Here is a 22,431-nt window from a genome sequence, read left to right as displayed (position 1 = left end):
AAGTTTCGGAACCTGCGTCATATAAAATGAACATCATTTACGAGTTTAGAAGGATTGGCAAGGCAGCCTGGATATTGAAGATAAACACTACAATAAACGAAGTCATTTCATCAGAAAAGATAAGTTTAAATGTTTTTCTTAATTATGCTTGCAATACGCCTATCTTTTCTATATAATAATGAATGTTGTTCTGTGACGTTGCGATGATGTGAGAGGTTACTGGCACACCCGGCCCCTTTGCCATGGGACAGTGGCTAGAAAATTTTCACGGAGTATGTCCGATAAAAAATTGGGCGATAGAAGGAGGGACTAAAATGGCAAAGCAAAAAATTCGTATTCGTTTGAAAGCTTACGACCACAGAATTCTTGATCAATCCGCGGAGAAAATTGTTGAAACAGCAAAACGTTCGGGTGCAGGTGTATCCGGTCCGATTCCGCTTCCTACTGAAAAACAAATCATTACTATTCTTCGTGCGGTGCACAAGTACAAGGATTCTCGGGAACAATTCGAACAACGCACACATAAGCGTTTGATCGACATCGTTAACCCGACTCCACAAACTGTGGATGCCTTGATGCGCTTGGATCTGCCGTCCGGTGTAGATATCGAAATTAAATTGTAATACAAGCTACAACAAAGACCATGTATAGAGGAAAAGAGGTGTCAACATGAAAGCAATCTTAGGAAAAAAACTCGGAATGACTCAAGTATTTACTCCTGAAGGTAACGTTGTTCCAGTAACGGTTATCGAAGCAGGCCCTTGTGTTGTTTTGCAAAAGAAAGACATTGAGAACGATGGCTACGAAGCAATTCAAATCGGTTACTCCGATAAGAAAGAGAAAAATGCTAACAAGCCAGAAGCAGGTCACGCTAAAAAAGCAAACACTGCCCCTAAGCGCTACGTTCGTGAAGTTCGCGGTATCAACATCGCTGAATATGAAGTTGGCCAAGAACTGAAAGCTGACATTTTCGCTGAAGGCGAATTCGTTGACGTAACGGGTGTTTCTAAAGGTAAAGGTTTTGCCGGCGTAATCAAGCGTTGGGGACAAAGCACTGGACCTATGTCTCACGGTTCTCGTTATCACCGTGGCCCGGGTTCGATGGGTTCGATCCAAGCTAACCGCGTTCCTAAAGGCAAACGCCTGCCAGGACACATGGGACATGATACAGTTACAATTCAACGTCTTGAAGTAGTTAAAGTAGACGCTGAGCGTAACGTGTTGCTCGTGAAAGGTTCCATTCCTGGACCGAAAAACAGTCTCATCAAAGTTAAAGAAACGGTGAAAAAATAACCACTGAAGAAAGGAGGAACACAAAATGCCAAAAGTATCAGTTTACAATGTAGATGGTAGCCAAGTAGGCGAAGTAGAATTGAATGATGCGGTTTTCGGAATTGAACCGAACCAACACGTTCTGTACGATGCGGTTCTTATGCAACGCGCTTCCCTTCGTCAAGGTACCCACAAAGTAAAAGGACGTTCTGAAGTACGTGGCGGCGGACGTAAGCCTTGGAAACAAAAAGGTACAGGTCGCGCTCGTCAAGGTTCAATTCGTTCACCACAATGGAAAGGCGGCGGTATCGTATTTGGTCCAACACCACGGAGCTATGCGTATAAACTGCCTAAGAAAGTTCGTCGTTTGGCGATCAAATCAGCCCTTTCATCCAAAGTGCTTGACAATGACATTATCGTTTTGGACGCTCTCGCGTTGAGCACGCCTAAAACTAAAGAATTTGCAGCCATCTTGAGTAACCTCAAAGTGGGACGTAAGGCTTTGATCGTAGCTCCTAGCTATGATGATAATGTAGCTCTTTCCGCACGGAATATTCCAGGCGTGAAATTCGTAGCTGCTGACGGCATTAATGTTCTTGACGTGCTTTCGCACGACAAATTGATCATTACGAAAGAAGCAGTTCAGAAGGTAGAGGAGGTGCTCGCGTAATGAAGGATCCTCGTGATATTGTAAAACGTCCGATTATTACGGAACGTACTGCTGACATGATGAATGACTTGAAATATGTATTTGAAGTCGATATCCGTGCAAACAAAACCGAGATCAAAAAGGCAGTAGAAGCTATTTTCAACGTAAAAGTGAAAAACGTGAACACGCTTCGTGTTCCAGCTAAGCCAAAACGGTACGGACGTTATTCCGGATATACAAGCGAATGGAAAAAAGCGTTTGTAACGCTGACAAAAGACAGCAAAACGCTTGAGTTCTTTGAAACTGTATAATTGAATTTTTGAAGTAAGGAGGGAAACCCAGTGCCAATCAAAAAGTATAAACCAACATCCCCGGCAAGACGGAACATGTCCGTTTCTACATTTGAGGAAATCACCACAAATCAGCCGGAGAAATCGTTGTTGGCCCCGTTGAGCAAACAAGCAGGCCGCAACAACCAAGGTAAAATTACAGTTCGTCACCATGGTGGTGGACACAAACGTAAATACCGCATCATTGACTTCAAACGTACTAAAGATGGAATACCGGGCCGCGTTGCTACGATTGAGTATGACCCGAACCGTACATCTAACATCGCTCTGATTCATTATGCTGATGGTGAAAAGCGTTATATCATCGCTCCTAAAGGTTTGAAAGTTGGAGATCAAGTATTCTCCGGACCTGAATCAGACATTAAAATCGGTAACGCACTGCCACTCGAAAACATTCCAGTAGGTACCGTTATCCACAACATCGAGTTGAAACCAGGTAAAGGCGGACAATTGGTTCGTGCTGCTGGTACAGAAGCTCAATTGCTTGGTAAAGAAGAAAAATACGTATCCGTTCGTCTCTCTTCCGGAGAAGTTCGTCGTATTTTGAAAGTTTGCCGTGCGACAATCGGATCTGTTGGTAACCAAGACCACGAGCTCATCAAAATCGGTAAAGCCGGTCGTAGCCGTTGGTTGGGTAAACGTCCTGAGGTTCGTGGTGTAGTAATGAACCCTAACGATCACCCACACGGTGGTGGTGAAGGTCGTGCTCCAATCGGACGTAAATCGCCAATGTCACCATGGGGTAAACCTACTCTTGGTTACAAAACGCGTAAGAAAAATAAAGCTTCTGATAAATACATCATTCGCCGCCGCACGAAGTAATACACACTGTGCATAACTTCGTGAGGCATCTGCGGATGCATAATAGCTACGTTTGAAGGGAGGATCTCCACATGGGTCGCAGTTTGAAAAAAGGGCCATTCATTGATGGCTACATGCTCAAAAAGGTAGAAGAGATGGAAGCTTCAGGTAAGAAGAACGTTATCAAAACCTGGTCCCGTCGTTCTACAATTTTCCCACAATTCATCGGACACACATTTGGCGTTTACGACGGTCGTAAACACGTGCCAGTGTATGTAACTGAGGACATGGTTGGACACAAACTGGGTGAGTTCGCTCCAACCCGTACGTACAAAGGCCATACTGATGATGATAAGAAAACAAGAAGATAAATGAACATCTTTAATGTTTGAGAGGAGGTTACACAATGGAAGCAAAAGCACATGCTAAGTTTATCCGGATTGCTCCTCGTAAAGTTCAACTCGTTGTTGACTTGATTCGCGGCAAGCAAGTAGGTGAGGCGGTTGCCATTCTCCGTCACACTCCGAAATCCGCTTCTCCAATCGTTGAGAAGTTGCTTAACTCCGCTATTGCGAATGCGGAACATAACTATTCTTTGGATGTTAACAACTTGGTTATCTCGCAAGCTTACGTGAACCAAGGACCGACAATGAAACGTTTCCGCCCTCGTGCAATGGGACGTGCAAGTCGTATTAACAAACGTACTAGCCACATTACTTTGGTGGTATCTGAGAAGTAGAAGGAGGGGAAATGTGTGGGCCAAAAGGTAAATCCAGTCGGACTCCGTGTCGGAATTATCCGTGACTGGGAATCTAAGTGGTATGCAGGCAAAGACTTCGGTGATCTTTTGATGGAAGACGTGAAAATTCGTGAATTCCTGAAAAATAAATTGAAAGACTCCGCTTTATCTCGTGTAGAAATTGAGAGAGCGGCTAACCGCGTAAACGTAACGATTCACACTGCTAAACCAGGTATGGTAATTGGTAAAGGTGGTTCGGAAGTTGAAAATCTTCGTAATCAAATTACGAAAATTGCTGGCGGTAAAAAAGTACACATCAACATTTCTGAAATTAAAAACCAAGACTTGGACGCTATTCTTGTAGCTGAAAGCATTGCACAACAATTGGAACGTCGCGTTTCTTTCCGTCGTGCTCTGAAACAAGCGATTCAAAGAACCATGCGCTCCGGTGCTAAAGGTATCAAAACTCAAGTAGGCGGACGTCTTGGCGGTGCTGAGATCGCACGTTCTGAAGGCTACAGCGAAGGAACTGTTCCACTGCACACACTGCGTGCTGACATTGACTATGGTACAGCAGAGGCTCATACTACTTACGGACGTATTGGCGTAAAAGTATGGATCTATCGTGGAGAGGTTCTTCCTACGGCTAAGAAACAAGCTGCTAAGGAAGGAGGCAACTAATCATGTTGGTACCAAAACGCGTAAAACACCGTAAGCAACAACGTGGACATATGAAAGGCCAAGCTAAAGGCGGAACGACTCTGAACTTTGGCGAATACGGTCTGCAAGCTACGGAACCGGCTTGGATTACGAACCGTCAGATCGAAGCGGCTCGTATTGCAATGACTCGTTACATCAAACGTGGTGGTAAAGTTTGGATCAAAATCTTCCCAGACAAACCAATCACTCAAAAGCCTCTCGAGGTTCGGATGGGTAGCGGTAAAGGTAACGTAGAAAAATGGGTTGCAGTAGTGAAACCAGGTAAGATCATGTTTGAACTTGCTGGTGTACCGGAGGAAATTGCACGCGAAGCAATGCGTCTTGCCGCTCACAAACTGCCAATCAAAACGAAGTTCGTGAAACGTGAAGAATTGGGTGGTGAAGCAAATGAAAGCTAGTGAATTTCGCAACCTAACCTCTGCTGAAATCGAGCAAAAGATTGCCGGATTTAAAGAAGAACTCTTTAACCTCCGCTTTCAATTAGCTACCGGTCAGCTGGATAACCCGACTCGCATCCGTGATGTGCGGAAAGAAATAGCTCGTGCTAAAACCATTATCCGTGAGAGAGAATTGGGAATCGGTTAATTAGGGATAGGATAGACAATCCGTCCGTAATCAGGAAGGAGGCCAACAATGAGCGAAGAACGTAACGCACGTAAAGTGCAAACTGGTAAAGTGGTCAGCGATAAAATGGACAAAACAATTGTTGTTGCTGTAGAAACTTACAAAAAACACAACTTGTACCATAAGCGCATTAAGGTTACTAAAAAATTCAAAGCACATGACGAAGAAAACACTGCGAAAATCGGTGACACGGTGAAAATCATGGAGACTCGTCCGCTTTCGAAAGATAAACGCTGGAGACTTACTGAAATCGTAGAAAAAGCGGTTATCATCTAATGCTCAGCAGCACTGCTGAAAGGAGGAATACTAAATGATTCAACCATTTACACGTTTGACTGTGGCTGACAACTCCGGTGCGAAGGAACTGATGTGTATCCGCGTACTCGGCGGTACGGGACGTCGTACAGCTCAAATCGGTGATCTGATCGTTTGTTCTGTTAAACAAGCAACACCAGGCGGCGTTGTCAAAAAAGGTGATGTAGTTAGAGCGGTTGTCGTTCGTACGAAACGTTCTGTACGTCGTAAAGACGGTTCCTACATCGGTTTTGATGAAAATGCAGCGGTTGTTGTAAAAGACGACAGAAGCCCACGTGGAACACGTATTTTCGGACCAGTTGCTCGCGAACTTCGCGATAAAGACTTCATGAAAATCGTTTCCTTGGCTCCAGAAGTAATCTAAAGCTTTAATCTCGTGATGTTAGAAACAGGAGGTGTACGAAATGCCAAGAGTGAAAAAAGTTCTGGAATCCCATAACAACAAACTTCACGTTAAAAAGGAAGATACGGTTATGGTGATCAGCGGTAAAGACAAAGGTAAAAAAGGCCGTGTCATCGCTGCTTATCCTCGTGAGAACCGCGTCCTTGTGGAAGGTGTTAACATGGTGAAAAAACACCAGAAGCCTAACCAGCAAAACCCGCAAGGCGGCATTATCGAGAAGGAAGCTCCGATTCACGTTTCCAACGTAATGCACATCGATCCGAAGAGCGGAAAAGTAACCCGTGTAGGTTACAAAGTTTTGGATAACGGAAAGAAAGTGCGCGTTGCTAAACGTTCCGGAGAAATTATCGACTAATTGAACCGAATGAGAAAGGAGGGCTATGATTCATGGCATCAAGAATGAAAGAACGTTACCTGCAAGAAATCGCTCCTGCTTTGATGCAGAAGTTTAACTATACAACGGTAATGCAAGTGCCGAAAATCGAGAAAATCGTTATCAACATGGGTGTGGGCGACGCTGTCCAAAACTCCAAAGTGTTGGATTCCGCAGTAAACGATTTGCAACTGATCGCAGGTCAAAAACCTGTAATCACTCGTGCAAAAAAATCAATCGCAGGATTCAAACTGCGTGAGAATATGCCTATCGGTGTGAAAGTAACATTGCGCGGCGAGCGTATGTACTTCTTCCTCGATAAACTGTTCAACGTTACGCTTCCTCGTGTCCGCGACTTCCGCGGTGTATCGAGCAAAGCTTTCGACGGACGTGGTAACTACACACTGGGTCTGAAAGAGCAATTGATCTTCCCAGAGATCGAGTATGATAAAGTTGATAAAGTCCGCGGTATGGATATTGTCATCGTAACAACGGCGAAAACAGACGAAGAGTCCCGCGAATTGCTCACGCAAATGGGAATGCCTTTCGTTAAGTAATGTTGGCATAACGTTTCCGGGTGTCTGGAAAGACTCCCTTTTCTCCGAAATTATTTAGGAGGTGTCAGGCTAAGTGGCAAAAACTTCGATGAAAGTTAAACAACAACGTACACCAAAGTTTAAAGTACGTGCATATACACGCTGTGAGCGTTGCGGACGTCCACATTCGGTCCTGCAAAAGTTCAAAATTTGCAGAATTTGCTTCCGTGAATTAGCTTATAAAGGCCAGATCCCTGGCGTGAAAAAAGCAAGCTGGTAAAAAGTCCTGAACGGGAAGGAGGTTAACTCACAATGACTATGTCTGATCCAATTGCAGATATGCTTACTCGTATTCGTAACGCGAACACTGTTCGTCACGAAACGGTAGAAATGCCTGCTTCGACAATGAAAAAACAAATCGCCGATATCCTGAAGCGTGAAGGTTTCATCCGTGACGCTGAAGTTATCGATGATAACAAACAAGGGATTATCCGTGTTTTCCTGAAATACGGTCAAAATAACGAGCGCGTTATCACTGGTCTGAAAAGAATCAGTAAACCTGGTCTTCGTGTTTACACGAAAAGCAATGAAGTACCTCGTGTACTTGGTGGCCTGGGAATCGCGATCATCTCGACATCCAAAGGTATCATGACGGACAAAGAAGCTCGTCAATCGAAATCCGGCGGAGAAGTCGTTTGCTACGTTTGGTAATATAACGTCACAAGATAGGAGGTGCAACATATGTCTCGTATTGGTCGCAAACCAATCACAGTACCAAGTGGTGTAGACATCACCCTGGACAACACCGTTATTACGGTAAAAGGACCAAAAGGAACTTTGACTCGTGAGCTTCATAAAGACATGAAGGTTACAGTTGAAAATAACGAAATCACAGTTGTGCGTCCTTCCGATAACAAAACTCACCGTTCATTGCACGGCACAACGCGCAGCGTTGTAAACAATATGGTGAGCGGCGTTACTGAAGGATTCGCGAAATCTCTGGAATTGGTTGGGGTCGGATATCGTGCAAGCAAATCCGGAGATAAAATCGTTCTGAACGTTGGTTACTCTCACCCGGTTGAAATTACACCGGAAGCGGGAATTGAATTCGAAGTACCTTCGAATACAAAAATCATCGTTCGCGGAATCGACAAAGAGCGTGTAGGTGCTTACGCTGCTAAAATCCGTTCCGTACGTGAACCTGAGCCATACAAAGGTAAAGGTATTAAATATGAAGGCGAGCGTATCATCCGTAAGGAAGGTAAAGCCGGTAAGAAGAAATAAGATTTCTCTTACCGCCTTTGCGCGGCTTTCGGCTTGCTTGCTTCGTGTGTTTCTAATATACCCCGTGGCTTCTGCTTTGAAGCCAGCGAGGTAACCTGAAAGGAGTGAATCTTTGAGATGATTACGAAACCAGATAAAAATAAGGCTCGTCTGAAAAGACACCTTCGTGTTCGTAAGAAAATCCAAGGAACGGCAGCACGTCCTCGTTTGAACGTATTCCGTTCTGGTAAACATATGTATGCTCAAATCATCGATGATGTTGCTGGTGTAACAATCGCTTCCGCGTCTACCGTAGACAAAGAATTGAGCACTGACATCAAAAATGGTGCATCTGTTGAATCAGCTCGTAAAGTTGGCGAACTCGTTGCTAAACGTGCGAAAGACAAAGGTGTTTCCAACATCGTATTTGACCGTAGCGGATATCTGTACCATGGTCGTATCGCAGCTTTGGCTGAAGCGGCTCGTGAAGCAGGACTTGAGTTTTAAGATATTTTTCAAAAGGAGGTTAACGACTTGCGTGTAGATCCGAATACTTTGGAACTGACTGAAAGAGTTGTAAATATTAATCGCGTAGCTAAAGTAGTAAAAGGCGGACGCCGTTTCAGCTTTAGCGCACTGGTTGTAGTCGGCGACGGCAACGGCTGGGTTGGAGCTGGTATCGGTAAAGCGGGCGAAGTACCTGATGCAATTCGCAAAGGTATTGAAGACGCTAAGAAAAACCTTGTACACGTTCCACTCGTAGGAACATCGATTCCTCACTTGGTAACAGGTAAGTTCGGCGCAGGACGCGTGCTGTTGAAACCAGCATCTGAAGGTACTGGTGTTATCGCTGGTGGTCCTGTACGTGCGGTTCTCGAACTTGCTGGTGTAGGTGACATTTTGACAAAATCTCTGGGTTCTTCGAATTCCATGAACATGGTCAATGCGACTTTGGAAGGTTTGTCCCGTTTGAAGCGTGCTGAAGACGTGGCTAAACTGCGCGGAAAATCCGTCGAAGAGCTTCTGGGTTAAGGAGGGAATTCTCATGGCTAAATTAGAAATTACCCTCGTCCGCAGCTTGATCGGACGTCCGGAGACGCAAAGAACAACTGTGAAAACATTGGGTTTGCGCAAAATCAATAGCAAAGTGGTACAAAACGATAATCCTGCCATCCGTGGTATGATTAACAAAGTAAGCCACTTGGTTGCTGTTAAAGAAGTAGAAGCTTAAAAACGGGTTAATCCCACAAATCTTTAAGGAGGTGCAACGAACGATGAAGTTACATGAGCTTTCACCATCTCCTGGATCCCGCAAAGAACGTAAACGTCTTGGTCGCGGTCCAAGTAGTGGTACAGGTAAAACATCAGGTCGCGGTCACAAAGGACAAAACGCTCGTTCTGGCGGTGGAGTACGTCCAGGCTTCGAAGGTGGACAAAATCCATTGTATCGTCGCTTGCCAAAACGTGGTTTTGTAAACCCAACTCGCAAAGAATATGCAGTTGTGAATACTGAAGACCTGAACAGTTTTGCTGCGGGTACTGAAGTAACTCCAGAATTCTTGATGACGAATGGCGTAGTTAAAAACGCTAAATCCGGAATCAAAATCCTGGGTAACGGTGATGTCACTGTGAAGCTGACTGTTAAAGCTAATAAGTTTTCTCAATCTGCTATTGAGAAAATTGAAGCTGCCGGCGGTACAACTGAGGTGATTTAATGTTCAAGACCCTAAAGAATATCTGGCGGGTTGAAGATCTGCGCAAAAGGGTATTATTTACCCTTTTTGTACTGATCATTTACCGCATCGGATCCTTTGTTCCCGTACCGGGAGTTAATAAAGATGTATTCGAAGCGACAAATTCTGCGGGTAAAGAAGTTTTTGGACTTCTCAATACGTTCTCGGGTGGAGCGCTCTTCCAGTTCTCGATATTTGCGCTCGGGATCGTGCCTTACATCACTGCGTCTATCATAGTACAATTGCTTTCCATGGACGTTATTCCTAAATTAGCGGAGTGGGCAAAGCAAGGTGAACAAGGTAAGAAGAAATCTGCACAGTTGACCCGTTATTTAACCATCGGGCTGGCATTGATTCAAGCGTTTGGTACGTCGATCGGATTCAACCGCTTGTACAATACAGAGATGGTGCCTAACGCTACATTTGCAGATTATATCTTGATCGCGATTGTACTTACGGCCGGTACTTCATTCCTGATGTGGCTGGGTGAGCAAATCACCGAGAAGGGCATAGGAAACGGAATTTCGATCTTGATCTTTGCAGGTATCCTATCTACGGTGCCTAATATTATCAAACAAACGATCGAATCTGACTTTATCCAACCTGACCAACTGTTTATGAATATTCTTAAAGGTGTAATCATCGCAATTGTTATTGTGCTGATCATCATAGGGGTCATTTACATTCAGCAGGCGATTCGGAAAATTCCTGTACAGTACGCTAAACGTGTCGTAGGTAACAAAATGTACGGTGGACAGAATACACATATCCCGCTGAAAATTAATGCAGCAGGTGTTATCCCTGTCATCTTTGCTTCATCGCTGTTGATGTTCCCAACGATCATAGCTAACTTCTGGGCAGATCACGATTGGGCTCGGTGGATCGGACAGAATCTGACTACACACAAACCTCTGGGTATGTTACTGTATGTTGTGATGATCTTCGGTTTCACATTCTTCTATACTTTCGTACAGATGAATCCACAGCAGATGGCTGATAATATGAAAAAGAACGGCGGTTACATCCCAGGCATTCGCCCGGGTAAAGCAACCGAGAAATATCTGACCCGTGTCATGACTCGTTTGACAATGGCCGGAGCCATCTTCTTGGCAGTCATTTCCGTTCTGCCTGTATTCTTAGGGGCACTTTCTGGTTTGCCTCAATCTGCGCAAATTGGAGGAACATCCCTCCTGATCGTTATCGGTGTTGCGCTGGATACGATGAAGCAAATCGAAAGCCAATTGATCAAACGCCACTACAAAGGTTTTATCAATAAATAGGCAATAGGTACCGGTCGAGTGAAGATTTACTTGCCGGCACCTATTGTGCTGTTTGTTGATGTAGGGTAGTCTTGGAGGGAGTGACATAACGTGAACATCCTATTCATGGGCCCTCCTGGGGCAGGAAAAGGAACACAAGCAGACGTCATCGTGAAAGAGTTCGGTATTCCCCATATTTCAACAGGCGATGCATTTCGTCTAGCGATCAAACAGGGAACTCCCATTGGCCTGAAAGCCAAGGAATATATGGATCAAGGATTGCTTGTACCAGATGATGTAACCATTGGCATCGTTGAAGAACGTTTGCAGCAGCCTGACTGCAGAGAAGGTTTCCTCTTGGACGGATTTCCAAGAACCCTGTCACAAGCAGAAGCGCTCGATGGCATTCTGGACCGATTGAACTCAGGTCTCGATCATGTAATCAACCTGAAAGTGGATCGCAACAAATTACTCGCTCGTTTGACGGGTCGTCGGATTTGTAAAAACTGTGGTTCCACTTATCATGTGGTATTCAATCCGCCTAAGCAGGAAGGTATTTGTGATAAATGCGCTGGTGAGTTGTATCAACGCTCTGATGATAATGAAGAGAGTGTAGGTACACGACTGGACGAGTATATCAACAAAACAGCACCACTCCTCACGTTCTATGAGACTAAAGGTCTTCTTCGTCAAGTGAACGGAGAACAGGATATCGATCAAGTTTCTCAAGAAATCGTGTCCTTACTGAGAGGTTAATTGATGATCATTGGTAAGTCCGAAACGGAACTGGGCTTGATGAGGGAAGCAGGGAGAATTGTTGCGGAAACGCATCGTCTCTTGGCAGAGCATATCGCTCCCGGTATTACGACTGGTGAACTTGACCATATGGCTGATCAATATATCCGCAGTCAAGGAGCTGTGCCGTCTTTCAAAGGTTATAACGGTTTCCCTGCCAGTGTGTGCGCTTCAGTAAATGAAGAGTTGGTACATGGATTTCCCGGCAAACGCAAGTTGAACGAGGGCGATATCGTTACGTTTGACATTGGCGCGCAGTACCAGGGGTATCATGGAGATTCCGCCTGGACTTATCCGGTCGGCCGTATTTCCGAAGAAGCCCGTCGTCTTCTGGACGTTACCGAGGCTTCGTTATACGCAGGTCTGGCGCTGGTAAAACCGGACGTTCGCTTGTTTACAATATCTCATGCGATTCAGAAATATATTGAAGATGAAGGGTTCTCAGTTGTTCGTGAATATGTCGGTCACGGCATAGGCGCAGATCTGCACGAAGAACCACAGATTCCGAACTATGGTCTTCCCGATCGGGGACCACGGCTCAAAGCGGGCATGGTGCTGGCCATAGAGCCGATGGTTAACGTAGGAAGACGGTATGTGAAAACGTTGGAAGATAACTGGACTGTCGTCACGGTTGATGGAAAGTTATGTGCCCACTTTGAACACACCGTAGCAGTTACACCAGATGGTATGGAAATTTTCACGAAACTGAATGCGTAGGTGATGAGGCATGAACAGTCAGTCTAATCCGCAGCTCGGTCAACTTGTGAAGATCCGTAAAGGCCGCAATGCGGACCAAGCCGCAGTAATTGTTGCTATAGCGGACAGTAAGTTCGTATATATCGCGGATGGAGACAAACGTAAGTTTGATCAACCCAAGAAGAAGAATCTTCTTCATCTTGAACTCCAGCCCATGATTAGCAGCGAGGTTGTGAACAGTTTAAACGAGAGTGGTCGGGTGACAAATGGAAAGCTCCGCTATGCGGTCCATTCATTTCTGGAATCCACCAACATTCAAGCTGAAGAGAAAGGAGACTGACTAATGGCCAAGGAAGATGTCATTGAAGTGGAAGGTACGGTTCTTGAACCGCTACCGAATGCAACATTCAAGGTTGAGCTTGAGAACGGTCATCAAATTCTCGCTCACGTTTCCGGAAAACTACGGATGCACTTTATTCGTATCTTGACTGGAGACAAAGTAGTTGTTCAGTTGTCGCCTTATGATTTAACAAAAGGTCGCATAACTTACCGTAAATAGTAGTAGACAGTTGCAATGAACTGTGAAGCTTATGAAGCGGGTTTTGCCCGGCAAAACTTGCGAAAGCTTCGAAGCCGGTTTTACAATAGTAGAACAAGGTCAATGCTTACGAAGAGGGTTTTGCTTAGCAAAACTTTGAGGAGGTAATTCACATGAAGGTAAGACCTTCGGTCAAGCCGATTTGCGAAAAATGCAAAGTCATTCGCCGCAAAGGGAATGTTATGGTTATCTGTGAAAATCCGAAACACAAACAAAAACAAGGTTAAAGAAGGGGGTGTAGCGTAAAATGGCACGTATAGCTGGTGTGGATTTGCCACGTGATAAGCGCGTTGAGATCGCCTTGACTTATATTTTCGGAATCGGTAAAACGACTTCCCAGAAAATTCTGAGCACAACAGGCATCAATCCGGACACTCGTGTTCGTGATTTGACGGAAGATGAAGTCAGCAAATTGCGTGAAAGTATCGATAAAGAGGTCAAAGTAGAAGGTGACCTGCGTCGAGAAATCTCTTTGAATATTAAACGTTTGACGGAGATCGGTTGTTACCGTGGAGTTCGTCATCGTCGTGGTCTGCCTGTTCGTGGACAACGTACGAAAACGAATGCTCGTACTCGTAAAGGTCCTCGTCGTACAGTAGCGAACAAGAAGAAATAATAAGGGGGGATAAGAGAAAATGGCTAAACCGAAAAAAGTCGTACGTACTAAACGTCGTGACCGTAAGAATATTGAATCTGGCGTGGCACATATCCGTTCCACTTTCAATAACACTATCGTTACTATTACGGATCCTCACGGAAATGCAATTTCGTGGGCAAGCTCCGGCGGTCTCGGATTCAGAGGTTCCCGTAAATCGACTCCGTTTGCTGCACAAATGGCTGCTGAGACTGCTGCCAAAGCTGCAATGGAACATGGGATGAAAGCCGTTGAGGTTATGGTTAAAGGACCAGGCGCAGGCCGTGAAGCAGCGATCCGCTCTTTGCAAGCTGCTGGTCTTGAAGTTAACCTGATCAAAGACGTAACTCCAGTCCCGCATAACGGATGCCGTCCTCCAAAACGTCGTCGTGTCTAATGAGATTTGCCCCTGCGTGTGGTATATTTCCGGCACAATCTGCTAATAATGGTTGTTTAGGCATACTACTACATGTTTTCGCAAGAGAAGGTAAATGTTTCATAGAGGACCGACGTTTTGAAGGAGGGGTATTGCAGTGATTGAAATCGAAAAGCCGAAAATTGAGACGGTAGACGTCAACGATGATGGCACCTATGGGAAATTCGTAGTAGAACCGCTTGAGCGCGGATACGGTACGACGCTTGGAAACTCGCTTCGCCGAATCTTGCTCTCGTCACTGCCGGGTGCGGCAGTGTCTTCGGTTCAAATCGATGGGGTTCTGCATGAATTTGCTACAGTTCCTGGCGTAATGGAAGATGTTACGGAGGTTATTCTTAACCTGAAAGCTTTGTCGCTTAAGATTCATTCGGATGAGGAGAAAGTGCTCGAGATTGATGCTGAAGGCGAAGGAGCAATTACGGCTGGAGATATCCGTGCTGACTCCGATGTGGAAATCCTTAACCCGGATCTGCACATCGCTACGCTCGGACCAGGTTCGAGACTTCACATGCGTATTTTTGCCAATCGCGGTCGCGGCTACGTCCAGGCAGATCGGAATAAACGCGATGACCAGCCGATCGGCGTCATCCCAGTCGATTCCATCTTCACCCCGATCAGTCGCGTTAACTACGCTGTGGAAAATACGCGTGTCGGTCAAGTGACCAACTATGACAAGCTCACGTTGGAAGTTTGGACTGATGGAAGTATTCGTCCTGAAGAGGCTGTAAGCCTTGGCGCTAAAATTTTGACTGAGCATTTGATGCTCTTCGTGGGTCTTACAGACGAAGCGAAAGATGCAGAGATCATGGTCGAAAAAGAAGAAGACAAAAAAGAAAAAGTACTCGAAATGACGATCGAAGAGCTGGATCTCTCTGTTCGTTCCTACAACTGCCTCAAACGTGCCGGTATTAATACCGTGCAAGAGCTGACTACGAAAACGGAAGAAGACATGATGAAAGTCCGTAACCTCGGACGCAAGTCTTTGGAAGAAGTTCAAGAGAAGCTTGAGGAACTTGGTTTGGGACTCCGTACAGAAGAATAGACAGCCGAGTGCTTGAAGTGAAGGAGGGAAAACAATGGCATACCAAAAGTTGGGCCGTAATTCCAGCGCACGTAAAGCTTTGTTCCGTGACCTGGTAACCGACCTGTTCTTATACGAACGCATTCAGACAACTGAAGCGAAAGCAAAAGAGGTTCGCTCTATTGCTGAAAAACTGATCACTAAAGCGAAAAAGGGAGATCTTCATGCCCGTCGCCAAGTGGCAGCTTATGTTCGCCGCGAAACTATCGATGGTGAGCAAGATGCAATCCAAAAACTGTTTAGCGAATTGTCCGGTCGTTACGCTGAGCGTCCAGGTGGATACACTCGTATCTTGAAACTGGGACCTCGTCGTGGTGACGCAGCGCCAATGGTTTACTTGGAACTGGTAGACCGCGCGTAAAACAGATGAGATGAGGAAAGGGGACAGAATCAACGATTCTGGATTAACCCTTTTTTTCTCTTCATTTCGGAATTCGTGCTGTAATAGAAGCTCCGTAAGGGGCTTCTTTTGCTGTTCGGGATAGGGATATGTATAGTATGGAACAAAGGTGTGGTATTAATGCGGAACTTATGTATGACGTTAACTTATGATGGCACTGCCTATTACGGCTTCCAAGTACAGCCGGGTGGGAATACCATTCAGGATCATCTTGAAGATGCGATTCGTGCTTTAACTGGTGAGAAGGTTAAAATTACAGGTTCAGGCCGAACAGATGCAGGCGTTCACGCTCGCAGACAGATCTTCAATTTTCCTACGGAATCCCAGATCCCGATTGAACGTTGGTGTATTGCGCTCAACTCCAGATTACCCTCCGATATTGTCGTTATTGATGCGATTGAAGTTTCGGCTGATTTTCATTCTCGCTATGCAGCGAAAAAGAAAACATATCGTTACACAGTCAATGCGAATCAGTTTCCGGATGTATTCAACAGAAGACTGCAGTATCATCATCATGCGAAGCTTGATATTACGGCAATGCAGGAGGCCTTACGACATTTCATAGGGACCTATGATTATACCTCTTTTGCTTCACGCAAGTCTCAGAAAGAGAATCATGTCCGTTCGGTATACGAAGCATGGATTGAAGTGGACCGATCAATGTGCAGAGACCATCCGCGTGATCAGGGTGTCATTCACATTTTTGTGAGTGGTAACGGCTTTTTGCAGCATATGGTTCGAATCATTGTAGGAACACTGCTGGAGATCGGAGAGGGCAAACGGAAAGCCTCTGATGTACCGAATATGATTGCTGCATGTAATCGATCTGCTGCAGGACCTACTGCAGTTAGCTGCGGTTTAATGCTCTGGGATCTTGAATATACAAAAGATTAAAATTGGTGAGTGAAAAGCTTAATTAACACTTGCGATTTAATCGCCTATCATGTAATATAAAAGTTGTGTTTTCTTAATGGCTTTCCCACAGCCCCAATTAAGAGGTTCACATCAAATTTACAATCCATCAACACCTAAAGTTATAACTTAACGAACGAAGATAAATGAAAATGATGATTTTGAACATTTTAAGGAGGAACTTTTCATGCGTACTACGTACATGGCGAAGCCTAACGAAGTTGAGCGCCAATGGCACATCATTGATGCTGAAGGCAAAACCCTCGGACGTTTGGCGAGCGAAGCAGCTGCTTTGATTCGCGGCAAACACAAGCCACAATTCACTCCACATGTGGACACTGGCGATTTCGTTGTTATCATCAATGCTGAGAAAATCGTATTGACTGGTAAGAAAATGCAAGGTAAAAAATACTACCGTCACTCGATGCACCCAGGTGGTTTGAAAGTAACTACTGCTGAAGAGATGGTTAAAAACAAACCTGAGCGTATGTTGGAATTGGCTGTTCGCGGTATGCTTCCTAAAACTCGCATGGGCGAGAAAATGAAGTTGAGACTTAAAGCGTACAGAGGCACTGAGCATCCACATGCAGCACAAAAACCAGAAGTTTACGAACTTCGCGGTTAATTAAAAGGAGGACAGTTTCATGGCACAAGTACAATACTATGGGACAGGTCGTCGTAAACATTCGGTAGCACGTGTTCGCCTTGTACCGGGTGAAGGACGCATTGTCATCAATAAACGTGATATTAATGAATACTTCGGTTTGGAAACACTCAAACTGATTGTAAAACAACCACTGAACTTGACAGAAACGCTCAACAACTATGACGTTCTTGTTATTGCTCATGGTGGCGGAATCTCCGGTCAAGCCGGCGCAATCCGTCATGGTATCTCCCGCGCTCTGCTCAAAGCAGATCCGGAATACCGTGCATCCCTGAAAAAAGCAGGATTCCTGACTCGTGACCCACGTATGAAAGAGCGTAAAAAATACGGTCTTAAAGCGGCTCGTCGCGCACCTCAGTTCTCCAAACGTTAATATTAAAAGCCTTTGGCCTCGGCCAAAGGCTTTTTTATATCTTCATGAAGATTTTGCATATAATATATATATCCGCTTATGCCATAACACTCATATGTGTCCGCATGACTGTTCATTGTCGCATCATATGTGTTAAATATCTTCATTAATGTTCCTTAATACAGTTTTTTCATATCTGAGTTAATACTTCTTATTAAACCTCACTACACCTCATAAATCGTTTATGATGATACGCTATGCTCATTCCCATCGTTTCCCACACGTTCTAAAACAGCTCTTTATAAAATCATCTATTAGGGCTCAAGCCTGCTTTATTGAATGTATTCGGTTTGCTCTTCAAAATTTATTCTTCACTTTAAATTTCATCAGTTTTTCTTATGGAAACCATAAAAGTCTCTCACATATCATATGATATATGTTGTCACGCTGAACTCCTTATAACTTCTTCTTCTCTTTATTTCATGTTAATCGATGATTGATAATCTGATGCTTTCCTGGCGATATAAACTGTTCAAACTCAGCACCAGCAAAGCATTTCTAGGCTATGAAATGTATTCTACCCAGCCCAATGACTTGGGCCAAGTTCATTTTTTATCTCATGAACAGAGAAAAGGATAAATTGAACCAAATTATTTACGATAGCGACGATCAAAAAGAGAAAAAAATGATCTATTTTACCATATGGCAGGCATTGACATCTCCAATGAAAGATTTATACTAAACATAATTCATATTAGATTAGTCGGCTTTAACGTGTATTGAAATGCAGAATGGGGGAAAATACGCAGATGAACTTATTGGAGAAAGAAGAATTGGCGCGCACGAAGGCAGAGGAACTGGAGCTTGCGAGTCCAGAGGATATTATTCGGTATGCTATTGAAACATTTCCTAATATCACTTTTGCATGTAGCTTTGGTGCGGAAGATGTTGTACTTGTAGATATGTTGCAGAAGATCAGCCCATCGACAGATATTTTTTATTTGGATACTGATTTCCACTTCAAAGAAACATACGAAACACGGGATAAGATGCAAGAGAACTACAACCTTGAATTTGTACGCGTGTCTCCTAAGATTACTCCGGAAGAACAGGCAGCTCAACACGGTGAAGAATTGTGGAAGTCTGATCCAAATGCGTGCTGTAACATTCGCAAAGTCGAACCGTTAACACGAATTCTTTCTCAGTATGATGCATGGATTACAGGTATTCGTAGAGATCAAGCACCAACTCGTGCAAACTCCAAGAAGGTTGAATATGATACTAAATTTGGCCTGATGAAGTTTAATCCGATTGCACATTGGACCACAGAGGATGTATGGCAATATATTCGTGATAATAACGTTGTGTATAATCCTCTTCATGATCAGAACTACCCGAGTATTGGCTGTGAGCATTGCACACGTCAGGTTATGCCTGGTGAGGACCCTCGTGCTGGACGCTGGTCTGGTAATGATAAAACGGAATGTGGCCTTCATAAATAATAGATACACAAGGAACTGACAAGATGACATCAATTCTGTCACATGGAGGTACGCTGGTTCAGCGTGTCGTGCAAGGAAAAGAACGGGAGCAATTGTTGGAAGACAGTAGTCGGCTTTCAGACACGTAATCCGGTCCAGCGGGAATCATGAGTACATTCAAAAGAGCGCTATGGAGATTGTAGACGCACTAGGCATCCAGCAAAACTTGTCCACATGATAAGGAACACCATATGGCGCTTTCCGGCACCGAAGTACGTGGGTTGCTCCGAGACGGTCAGTGCCCTCCTCCTGAATTTACACGTCCTGAGGTAGCTGAGGTGCTGATTGAAGGAATGGCGGAGCAAGTCCCGTCCTAGCGGTATAATTGTCCATCTTGTCCCATATAGATGATTAGAGTCATTTATAGGGACGAGGTGGTTTTTTATGCGTAAAAATATGGGGAAACACTTTGTAGTCTGGATTAGGTTAAAAACAATCAAAAGAGTCATGCTGAGCCTCTGTCTGCTGGCCATGTTAGTGGCGGTGATGTCTTATGAGCTGCCTTCTGCCAAGACGTCAGGCTACTGGAGTTTACCGATGGCAGGCAAAGTCATTGCTATTGATGCAGGGCACGGAGGTCCAGATGGAGGAGCGGTAAGTAAGCAGGGGGTTATTGAAAAAGATATTAACCTGTCTATTGCCTTGTATGTGAGAGATTATTTGCAGCAGGCAGGGGCCTTGGTGGTTATGACACGAGAGATAGACACAGATTTGGCAGAAGCGGACACCAAGGGGTACTCCAAACGAAAGACGGAAGATCTGAAACAAAGAGTACGGCGGATAGAGGATAAGCAAGCAGATCTCTTTATTAGCATTCACATGAACAGTGTCCCATCCAACCGATGGAGTGGAGCGCAGGTTTTCTATACACCTAACCATCCGGATAACGAAGGTTTGGCTAATCTGCTTCAACAAGAGATGGTTCGTAATCTGGAGAATACAGATCGAATCGCCAAAACGGTAAACACGGTTTACCTGTTACAGGCTCTGAAGATTCCTTCAGCACTGGTAGAAGTGGGCTTCCTTTCTCATCCGGAAGAGGCACGTATGCTTGCTGATGAAGCTTATCAACGCAAGGTAGCTGCATCGATCTATAATGGGATTCTCAGATATTCCTCAGGAGAACGGCCTAAAAGTTAGTCAGAATAATAAAGGTAATGATATAATTGGTTCAGCATACCTAATTACATGCCAATAGATAAAGCTGAGGTGCTGTCTGATGTTATCAAAAGAACAGATACTTGAACTATTACAGCCATTACAAGAACCACAATTGGGAGTAAGTCTGACCGAACTGGAATGGGTTCGAGATATTATGGTGAAAGAAAATCATGTGGCTCTGACCATAGTGACACTGGAAAATCGACCTGAGGATTCAACAGCCTTGAGTGATGCAGCACGTAATTTGTTATCCCAGCACGGACTGAGGGATGTACATATTCGCGTACGTGCAGCTTCTGAGCATGATCGTGAGAGCCTGAATATGGGACAACCTGATAAAGAGCCGGATCGGGACGAAGTGCTCGTAAAAGGTCACGCAGCGGGCCTGGATGGACATGAGTTGTTAAGTCCTGAATCAGGGGTTCGTTTTATTGCAGTGGCCAGTGGTAAAGGTGGCGTTGGTAAATCAACGGTGACCGTTAATCTCGCTGCAGCCTTGGCACGTCAAGGCAAGAAAGTAGGCTTGATTGATGCGGATATCTACGGCTTCAGTGTACCTGACATGATGGGGATTGAAGAATATCCGGTCGTTGAAGATGGCGTTATCCAACCGGTTGAACGTTTCGGAGTCAAAGTGATGTCCATGGGCTTCTTTATTCGGGAGAACAATCCAGTGATCTGGCGAGGACCCATGCTCGGCCGGATGTTGCGTCAATTCTTTACTGATGTCCAGTGGGGCGAGTTGGATTATATGTTACTGGATTTGCCACCAGGTACGGGAGATGTTGCTTTGGATGTGCATCAGTTGTTGCCACAGAGCAAGGAAATTATTGTGACCACGCCACATGCAACAGCAGCTTTTGTCGCTGCACGTGCGGGTGCAATGGCCATTCAGACCGATCATGAGTTGCTTGGTGTGGTTGAGAACATGGCTTATTATGAATGTGGCCGTTGCGGCGAGAAGGATTATGTCTTTGGACGTGGAGGCGGGGGAAGACTTGCGGAAAGTCTGCACACAAGCTTGCTTGCCCAGATTCCACTAGGCACGCCGGATAATCATCCTTCTGAGCCTGATTTCTCACCTTCCGTTTACAAAGCAGATTCTCGTATAGGGGTTATCTACGATGAAGTGGCCCGGTCCATTGAATCCCAGTTTTAAGGGTTGGGTGTTATAAATACAAGTAAAGCCTGCGTCCACTTGGATGCAGGCTTTTCAGTATCTGTGGTGCGCAATTAAACACCTACTGTTTAAGAACCTCCGCTGCCCGAATCTCCACTGCTTCCACCATCTCCGCCATCACTACCACCTTGGCCCTGACCGTCTTGCTGTCCGCCTTGCTCTTCCCCCTGTTTTCCGCCACTTTCCACTTTCGGTTGCAACTCTTCCTGTACAACTTTCTTGAGCAAAGTGAGTACTTCCATGCGGAACAATGGGTTTTGCATCACTTCCTGCATGACAGTCATCGTCTGTTTACGGTAATCTGGAGTCTTTGTCATATCCATGAACATTTTGGATACCTCAGGTGACTTCATGATGTCTTCAACAGACTTTTGATATGTGGGATCTTTAATCAATTGCATATGAAGTTGTTTACTTTGTGCGTTGATCACCTTGGCAAATTCCCCCGCAAACTGCGGATCAGTCATGATCTTTTCGAATTCCTTCTTATATTCGGGAGCTGTGATGGTATCTTTTACTGCAATACGTATTTGTTCCGAAGATTGCACAGGCATTAACATTTTCATACCAATGGATCCCGAAGCACCACCTGAACCGCCACCTTCTTCCGAACTGCTGTTTCCGCTGGATGAGCTCTGACCTGTAAGAGCTTCCTCCACTGCTTTCTTGCCTTCGTCACTTTTCAAAATATCTACAACCATTGTTTTCATCTCTTTATAACTGCCCTGAGGAGGCGAAGAACTCTGATCTGAACCGCAGCCGGCAAGCATGACGGATAGCCCCAGTACGACACAGCATAGCTGCCACAAAGGCCGTTTCATGTGTACAATCCCTCCTTGATTAGATACTGGATGTAGTATGTGATGGGAAAGGGTGAAATATGTTGAGCAATGATGGTTTTTTGCTGAGAAGGTTGGTAAAATAAACACTCGGGGGTGGAAAAC

38 protein-coding genes and 1 pseudogene are annotated in these 22,431 nt (G+C 44.9%); 38 read left to right on the top strand and 1 reads right to left on the bottom strand.

The window, feature by feature from the left end; translation table 11 throughout:
• Nucleotides 1–314: 314 nt before the first annotated feature.
• From rpsJ to NLBNIHML_RS13645, 38 genes and pseudogenes are all read left to right on the top strand, one after another.
• Nucleotides 315–623, top strand: a complete 309-nt coding sequence (gene rpsJ, locus NLBNIHML_RS13830) for a 30S ribosomal protein S10 (protein WP_017692074.1) — start codon at nucleotides 315–317, stop codon at nucleotides 621–623.
• 46 nt (nucleotides 624–669) lie between these two features.
• Entirely contained in the window at nucleotides 670–1,293 is a 624-nt protein-coding gene (rplC, locus tag NLBNIHML_RS13825) for a 50S ribosomal protein L3 (RefSeq protein ID WP_053779208.1), read from the top strand.
• Between the two features lie 25 nt (nucleotides 1,294–1,318).
• Nucleotides 1,319–1,942 carry a 50S ribosomal protein L4 gene (gene rplD, locus NLBNIHML_RS13820; RefSeq protein ID WP_339237999.1) on the top strand — a complete coding sequence of 208 codons (624 nt, stop codon included), beginning with the start codon at nucleotides 1,319–1,321 and terminating at the stop codon, nucleotides 1,940–1,942.
• A complete protein-coding gene (gene rplW / locus NLBNIHML_RS13815) occupies nucleotides 1,942–2,232 on the top strand; it encodes a 50S ribosomal protein L23 (RefSeq protein ID WP_017692077.1) in 291 nt (96 codons plus the stop codon). Before rplD ends, rplW begins: the two co-directional genes overlap by 1 nt.
• A 30-nt stretch (nucleotides 2,233–2,262) precedes the next feature.
• Nucleotides 2,263–3,093, top strand: coding sequence for a 50S ribosomal protein L2 (gene rplB, locus NLBNIHML_RS13810; RefSeq protein ID WP_017692078.1), 831 nt, complete (start codon nucleotides 2,263–2,265; stop codon nucleotides 3,091–3,093).
• 71 nt (nucleotides 3,094–3,164) lie between these two features.
• On the top strand, nucleotides 3,165–3,443 hold the full coding sequence (gene rpsS / locus NLBNIHML_RS13805) for a 30S ribosomal protein S19 (protein ID WP_062836183.1): 279 nt from the start codon (nucleotides 3,165–3,167) through the stop codon (nucleotides 3,441–3,443).
• 35 nt (nucleotides 3,444–3,478) lie between these two features.
• Nucleotides 3,479–3,811: a 50S ribosomal protein L22 gene (gene rplV, locus NLBNIHML_RS13800; protein WP_024633583.1), complete on the top strand. Its 333-nt coding sequence runs from the start codon at nucleotides 3,479–3,481 to the stop codon at nucleotides 3,809–3,811.
• Nucleotides 3,812–3,826: 15 nt separating this feature from the next.
• Nucleotides 3,827–4,492, top strand: a complete 666-nt coding sequence (rpsC, locus tag NLBNIHML_RS13795) for a 30S ribosomal protein S3 (RefSeq protein ID WP_339237997.1) — start codon at nucleotides 3,827–3,829, stop codon at nucleotides 4,490–4,492.
• A 2-nt stretch (nucleotides 4,493–4,494) separates the two neighbouring features.
• The gene (rplP, locus tag NLBNIHML_RS13790; protein WP_017692082.1) at nucleotides 4,495–4,929 is read left to right on the top strand and encodes a 50S ribosomal protein L16; all 435 of its coding nucleotides are present in this window, start codon (nucleotides 4,495–4,497) and stop codon (nucleotides 4,927–4,929) included.
• A complete protein-coding gene (rpmC, locus tag NLBNIHML_RS13785) occupies nucleotides 4,919–5,116 on the top strand; it encodes a 50S ribosomal protein L29 (RefSeq protein WP_017692083.1) in 198 nt (65 codons plus the stop codon). Before rplP ends, rpmC begins: the two co-directional genes overlap by 11 nt.
• Before the next feature lie 48 nt (nucleotides 5,117–5,164).
• The gene (gene rpsQ, locus NLBNIHML_RS13780) at nucleotides 5,165–5,431 is read left to right on the top strand and encodes a 30S ribosomal protein S17 (RefSeq protein WP_017692084.1); all 267 of its coding nucleotides are present in this window, start codon (nucleotides 5,165–5,167) and stop codon (nucleotides 5,429–5,431) included.
• Nucleotides 5,432–5,465: 34 nt separating this feature from the next.
• Nucleotides 5,466–5,834, top strand: a complete 369-nt coding sequence (rplN, locus tag NLBNIHML_RS13775) for a 50S ribosomal protein L14 (RefSeq protein WP_017692085.1) — start codon at nucleotides 5,466–5,468, stop codon at nucleotides 5,832–5,834.
• A 40-nt stretch (nucleotides 5,835–5,874) separates the two neighbouring features.
• Entirely contained in the window at nucleotides 5,875–6,228 is a 354-nt protein-coding gene (gene rplX / locus NLBNIHML_RS13770; protein ID WP_017692086.1) for a 50S ribosomal protein L24, read from the top strand.
• Nucleotides 6,229–6,260: 32 nt separating this feature from the next.
• Nucleotides 6,261–6,803, top strand: a complete 543-nt coding sequence (gene rplE, locus NLBNIHML_RS13765) for a 50S ribosomal protein L5 (RefSeq protein ID WP_253441169.1) — start codon at nucleotides 6,261–6,263, stop codon at nucleotides 6,801–6,803.
• A 73-nt stretch (nucleotides 6,804–6,876) separates the two neighbouring features.
• Nucleotides 6,877–7,062: a type Z 30S ribosomal protein S14 gene (locus tag NLBNIHML_RS13760; RefSeq protein ID WP_013312154.1), complete on the top strand. Its 186-nt coding sequence runs from the start codon at nucleotides 6,877–6,879 to the stop codon at nucleotides 7,060–7,062.
• A 32-nt stretch (nucleotides 7,063–7,094) separates the two neighbouring features.
• A complete protein-coding gene (rpsH, locus tag NLBNIHML_RS13755) occupies nucleotides 7,095–7,493 on the top strand; it encodes a 30S ribosomal protein S8 (protein ID WP_017692088.1) in 399 nt (132 codons plus the stop codon).
• A 30-nt stretch (nucleotides 7,494–7,523) separates the two neighbouring features.
• Nucleotides 7,524–8,066 (top strand): 50S ribosomal protein L6, encoded by a 543-nt coding sequence (gene rplF / locus NLBNIHML_RS13750; RefSeq protein ID WP_017692089.1) that lies wholly within the window; start codon nucleotides 7,524–7,526, stop codon nucleotides 8,064–8,066.
• 117 nt (nucleotides 8,067–8,183) lie between these two features.
• The gene (gene rplR, locus NLBNIHML_RS13745; RefSeq protein ID WP_017692090.1) at nucleotides 8,184–8,552 is read left to right on the top strand and encodes a 50S ribosomal protein L18; all 369 of its coding nucleotides are present in this window, start codon (nucleotides 8,184–8,186) and stop codon (nucleotides 8,550–8,552) included.
• 27 nt (nucleotides 8,553–8,579) lie between these two features.
• Nucleotides 8,580–9,077 carry a 30S ribosomal protein S5 gene (rpsE, locus tag NLBNIHML_RS13740; RefSeq protein WP_017692091.1) on the top strand — a complete coding sequence of 166 codons (498 nt, stop codon included), beginning with the start codon at nucleotides 8,580–8,582 and terminating at the stop codon, nucleotides 9,075–9,077.
• 13 nt (nucleotides 9,078–9,090) lie between these two features.
• Entirely contained in the window at nucleotides 9,091–9,276 is a 186-nt protein-coding gene (gene rpmD, locus NLBNIHML_RS13735) for a 50S ribosomal protein L30 (RefSeq protein ID WP_017692092.1), read from the top strand.
• 43 nt (nucleotides 9,277–9,319) lie between these two features.
• Nucleotides 9,320–9,760: a 50S ribosomal protein L15 gene (gene rplO, locus NLBNIHML_RS13730; protein ID WP_062836188.1), complete on the top strand. Its 441-nt coding sequence runs from the start codon at nucleotides 9,320–9,322 to the stop codon at nucleotides 9,758–9,760.
• Nucleotides 9,760–11,058, top strand: a complete 1,299-nt coding sequence (secY, locus tag NLBNIHML_RS13725) for a preprotein translocase subunit SecY (protein ID WP_339237994.1) — start codon at nucleotides 9,760–9,762, stop codon at nucleotides 11,056–11,058. Before rplO ends, secY begins: the two co-directional genes overlap by 1 nt.
• A gap of 90 nt (nucleotides 11,059–11,148) precedes the next feature.
• Nucleotides 11,149–11,793 carry an adenylate kinase gene (locus NLBNIHML_RS13720; RefSeq protein WP_339237992.1) on the top strand — a complete coding sequence of 215 codons (645 nt, stop codon included), beginning with the start codon at nucleotides 11,149–11,151 and terminating at the stop codon, nucleotides 11,791–11,793.
• Between the two features lie 3 nt (nucleotides 11,794–11,796).
• Complete coding sequence (gene map / locus NLBNIHML_RS13715) at nucleotides 11,797–12,549, top strand: type I methionyl aminopeptidase (RefSeq protein WP_036607191.1); 753 nt, start codon at nucleotides 11,797–11,799, stop codon at nucleotides 12,547–12,549.
• 10 nt (nucleotides 12,550–12,559) lie between these two features.
• A complete protein-coding gene (locus NLBNIHML_RS13710; RefSeq protein WP_091039171.1) occupies nucleotides 12,560–12,868 on the top strand; it encodes a KOW domain-containing RNA-binding protein in 309 nt (102 codons plus the stop codon).
• Between the two features lie 3 nt (nucleotides 12,869–12,871).
• On the top strand, nucleotides 12,872–13,087 hold the full coding sequence (gene infA / locus NLBNIHML_RS13705; RefSeq protein WP_017692098.1) for a translation initiation factor IF-1: 216 nt from the start codon (nucleotides 12,872–12,874) through the stop codon (nucleotides 13,085–13,087).
• A 152-nt stretch (nucleotides 13,088–13,239) separates the two neighbouring features.
• Nucleotides 13,240–13,353: a 50S ribosomal protein L36 gene (rpmJ, locus tag NLBNIHML_RS13700; protein WP_003333770.1), complete on the top strand. Its 114-nt coding sequence runs from the start codon at nucleotides 13,240–13,242 to the stop codon at nucleotides 13,351–13,353.
• Nucleotides 13,354–13,373: 20 nt separating this feature from the next.
• Nucleotides 13,374–13,742 (top strand): 30S ribosomal protein S13, encoded by a 369-nt coding sequence (gene rpsM / locus NLBNIHML_RS13695; RefSeq protein ID WP_062329455.1) that lies wholly within the window; start codon nucleotides 13,374–13,376, stop codon nucleotides 13,740–13,742.
• Between the two features lie 19 nt (nucleotides 13,743–13,761).
• Nucleotides 13,762–14,157, top strand: coding sequence for a 30S ribosomal protein S11 (gene rpsK / locus NLBNIHML_RS13690; RefSeq protein WP_017692100.1), 396 nt, complete (start codon nucleotides 13,762–13,764; stop codon nucleotides 14,155–14,157).
• A 136-nt stretch (nucleotides 14,158–14,293) separates the two neighbouring features.
• Nucleotides 14,294–15,238, top strand: a complete 945-nt coding sequence (locus NLBNIHML_RS13685; RefSeq protein WP_017692101.1) for a DNA-directed RNA polymerase subunit alpha — start codon at nucleotides 14,294–14,296, stop codon at nucleotides 15,236–15,238.
• A 34-nt stretch (nucleotides 15,239–15,272) separates the two neighbouring features.
• Entirely contained in the window at nucleotides 15,273–15,638 is a 366-nt protein-coding gene (rplQ, locus tag NLBNIHML_RS13680; RefSeq protein ID WP_017692102.1) for a 50S ribosomal protein L17, read from the top strand.
• A 159-nt stretch (nucleotides 15,639–15,797) separates the two neighbouring features.
• Entirely contained in the window at nucleotides 15,798–16,571 is a 774-nt protein-coding gene (gene truA, locus NLBNIHML_RS13675) for a tRNA pseudouridine(38-40) synthase TruA (protein WP_494354560.1), read from the top strand.
• A 205-nt stretch (nucleotides 16,572–16,776) separates the two neighbouring features.
• A complete protein-coding gene (gene rplM, locus NLBNIHML_RS13670; RefSeq protein ID WP_024633564.1) occupies nucleotides 16,777–17,214 on the top strand; it encodes a 50S ribosomal protein L13 in 438 nt (145 codons plus the stop codon).
• Between the two features lie 19 nt (nucleotides 17,215–17,233).
• Entirely contained in the window at nucleotides 17,234–17,626 is a 393-nt protein-coding gene (rpsI, locus tag NLBNIHML_RS13665) for a 30S ribosomal protein S9 (RefSeq protein ID WP_017692105.1), read from the top strand.
• Nucleotides 17,627–18,414: 788 nt separating this feature from the next.
• On the top strand, nucleotides 18,415–19,107 hold the full coding sequence (locus NLBNIHML_RS13660) for a phosphoadenylyl-sulfate reductase (protein ID WP_339237987.1): 693 nt from the start codon (nucleotides 18,415–18,417) through the stop codon (nucleotides 19,105–19,107).
• A 191-nt stretch (nucleotides 19,108–19,298) separates the two neighbouring features.
• A pseudogene (sat, locus tag NLBNIHML_RS13655) lies at nucleotides 19,299–19,463 on the top strand (sulfate adenylyltransferase); the annotation flags it as partial.
• Nucleotides 19,464–19,530: 67 nt separating this feature from the next.
• The gene (cwlD, locus tag NLBNIHML_RS13650) at nucleotides 19,531–20,286 is read left to right on the top strand and encodes an N-acetylmuramoyl-L-alanine amidase CwlD (protein WP_339257562.1); all 756 of its coding nucleotides are present in this window, start codon (nucleotides 19,531–19,533) and stop codon (nucleotides 20,284–20,286) included.
• Nucleotides 20,287–20,365: 79 nt separating this feature from the next.
• Entirely contained in the window at nucleotides 20,366–21,466 is a 1,101-nt protein-coding gene (locus NLBNIHML_RS13645) for an Mrp/NBP35 family ATP-binding protein (RefSeq protein ID WP_339237983.1), read from the top strand.
• An 89-nt stretch (nucleotides 21,467–21,555) separates the two neighbouring features.
• Here NLBNIHML_RS13645 and gerD read toward each other — a convergent pair whose 3' ends face one another.
• Nucleotides 21,556–22,308 (bottom strand): spore germination lipoprotein GerD, encoded by a 753-nt coding sequence (gene gerD, locus NLBNIHML_RS13640; RefSeq protein WP_339237981.1) that lies wholly within the window; start codon nucleotides 22,306–22,308, stop codon nucleotides 21,556–21,558.
• Nucleotides 22,309–22,431: the final 123 nt, after the last annotated feature.

The sequence above is a fragment of the Paenibacillus sp. JNU01 genome, from assembly GCF_059130585.1.
This window is presented reverse-complemented; position numbering and strand designations above follow the sequence as displayed.

Coding starts and splice junctions, on each gene's coding strand:
- rpsJ (WP_017692074.1), top strand. CDS start 315: ATGGCAAAGCAAAAAATTCGTATTCGTTTGAAAGCTTACGACCACAGA.
- rplC (WP_053779208.1), top strand. CDS start 670: ATGAAAGCAATCTTAGGAAAAAAACTCGGAATGACTCAAGTATTTACT.
- rplD (WP_339237999.1), top strand. CDS start 1,319: ATGCCAAAAGTATCAGTTTACAATGTAGATGGTAGCCAAGTAGGCGAA.
- rplW (WP_017692077.1), top strand. CDS start 1,942: ATGAAGGATCCTCGTGATATTGTAAAACGTCCGATTATTACGGAACGT.
- rpsS (WP_062836183.1), top strand. CDS start 3,165: ATGGGTCGCAGTTTGAAAAAAGGGCCATTCATTGATGGCTACATGCTC.
- rplV (WP_024633583.1), top strand. CDS start 3,479: ATGGAAGCAAAAGCACATGCTAAGTTTATCCGGATTGCTCCTCGTAAA.
- rplP (WP_017692082.1), top strand. CDS start 4,495: ATGTTGGTACCAAAACGCGTAAAACACCGTAAGCAACAACGTGGACAT.
- rpmC (WP_017692083.1), top strand. CDS start 4,919: ATGAAAGCTAGTGAATTTCGCAACCTAACCTCTGCTGAAATCGAGCAA.
- rpsQ (WP_017692084.1), top strand. CDS start 5,165: ATGAGCGAAGAACGTAACGCACGTAAAGTGCAAACTGGTAAAGTGGTC.
- rplN (WP_017692085.1), top strand. CDS start 5,466: ATGATTCAACCATTTACACGTTTGACTGTGGCTGACAACTCCGGTGCG.
- rplX (WP_017692086.1), top strand. CDS start 5,875: ATGCCAAGAGTGAAAAAAGTTCTGGAATCCCATAACAACAAACTTCAC.
- rplE (WP_253441169.1), top strand. CDS start 6,261: ATGGCATCAAGAATGAAAGAACGTTACCTGCAAGAAATCGCTCCTGCT.
- rpsH (WP_017692088.1), top strand. CDS start 7,095: ATGACTATGTCTGATCCAATTGCAGATATGCTTACTCGTATTCGTAAC.
- rplF (WP_017692089.1), top strand. CDS start 7,524: ATGTCTCGTATTGGTCGCAAACCAATCACAGTACCAAGTGGTGTAGAC.
- rplR (WP_017692090.1), top strand. CDS start 8,184: ATGATTACGAAACCAGATAAAAATAAGGCTCGTCTGAAAAGACACCTT.
- rpmD (WP_017692092.1), top strand. CDS start 9,091: ATGGCTAAATTAGAAATTACCCTCGTCCGCAGCTTGATCGGACGTCCG.
- rplO (WP_062836188.1), top strand. CDS start 9,320: ATGAAGTTACATGAGCTTTCACCATCTCCTGGATCCCGCAAAGAACGT.
- secY (WP_339237994.1), top strand. CDS start 9,760: ATGTTCAAGACCCTAAAGAATATCTGGCGGGTTGAAGATCTGCGCAAA.
- map (WP_036607191.1), top strand. CDS start 11,797: ATGATCATTGGTAAGTCCGAAACGGAACTGGGCTTGATGAGGGAAGCA.
- NLBNIHML_RS13710 (WP_091039171.1), top strand. CDS start 12,560: ATGAACAGTCAGTCTAATCCGCAGCTCGGTCAACTTGTGAAGATCCGT.
- infA (WP_017692098.1), top strand. CDS start 12,872: ATGGCCAAGGAAGATGTCATTGAAGTGGAAGGTACGGTTCTTGAACCG.
- rpmJ (WP_003333770.1), top strand. CDS start 13,240: ATGAAGGTAAGACCTTCGGTCAAGCCGATTTGCGAAAAATGCAAAGTC.
- rpsM (WP_062329455.1), top strand. CDS start 13,374: ATGGCACGTATAGCTGGTGTGGATTTGCCACGTGATAAGCGCGTTGAG.
- rpsK (WP_017692100.1), top strand. CDS start 13,762: ATGGCTAAACCGAAAAAAGTCGTACGTACTAAACGTCGTGACCGTAAG.
- rplQ (WP_017692102.1), top strand. CDS start 15,273: ATGGCATACCAAAAGTTGGGCCGTAATTCCAGCGCACGTAAAGCTTTG.
- truA (WP_494354560.1), top strand. CDS start 15,798: ATGCGGAACTTATGTATGACGTTAACTTATGATGGCACTGCCTATTAC.
- rplM (WP_024633564.1), top strand. CDS start 16,777: ATGCGTACTACGTACATGGCGAAGCCTAACGAAGTTGAGCGCCAATGG.
- rpsI (WP_017692105.1), top strand. CDS start 17,234: ATGGCACAAGTACAATACTATGGGACAGGTCGTCGTAAACATTCGGTA.
- NLBNIHML_RS13660 (WP_339237987.1), top strand. CDS start 18,415: ATGAACTTATTGGAGAAAGAAGAATTGGCGCGCACGAAGGCAGAGGAA.
- cwlD (WP_339257562.1), top strand. CDS start 19,531: ATGCGTAAAAATATGGGGAAACACTTTGTAGTCTGGATTAGGTTAAAA.
- NLBNIHML_RS13645 (WP_339237983.1), top strand. CDS start 20,366: ATGTTATCAAAAGAACAGATACTTGAACTATTACAGCCATTACAAGAA.
- gerD (WP_339237981.1), bottom strand. CDS start 22,308: ATGAAACGGCCTTTGTGGCAGCTATGCTGTGTCGTACTGGGGCTATCC.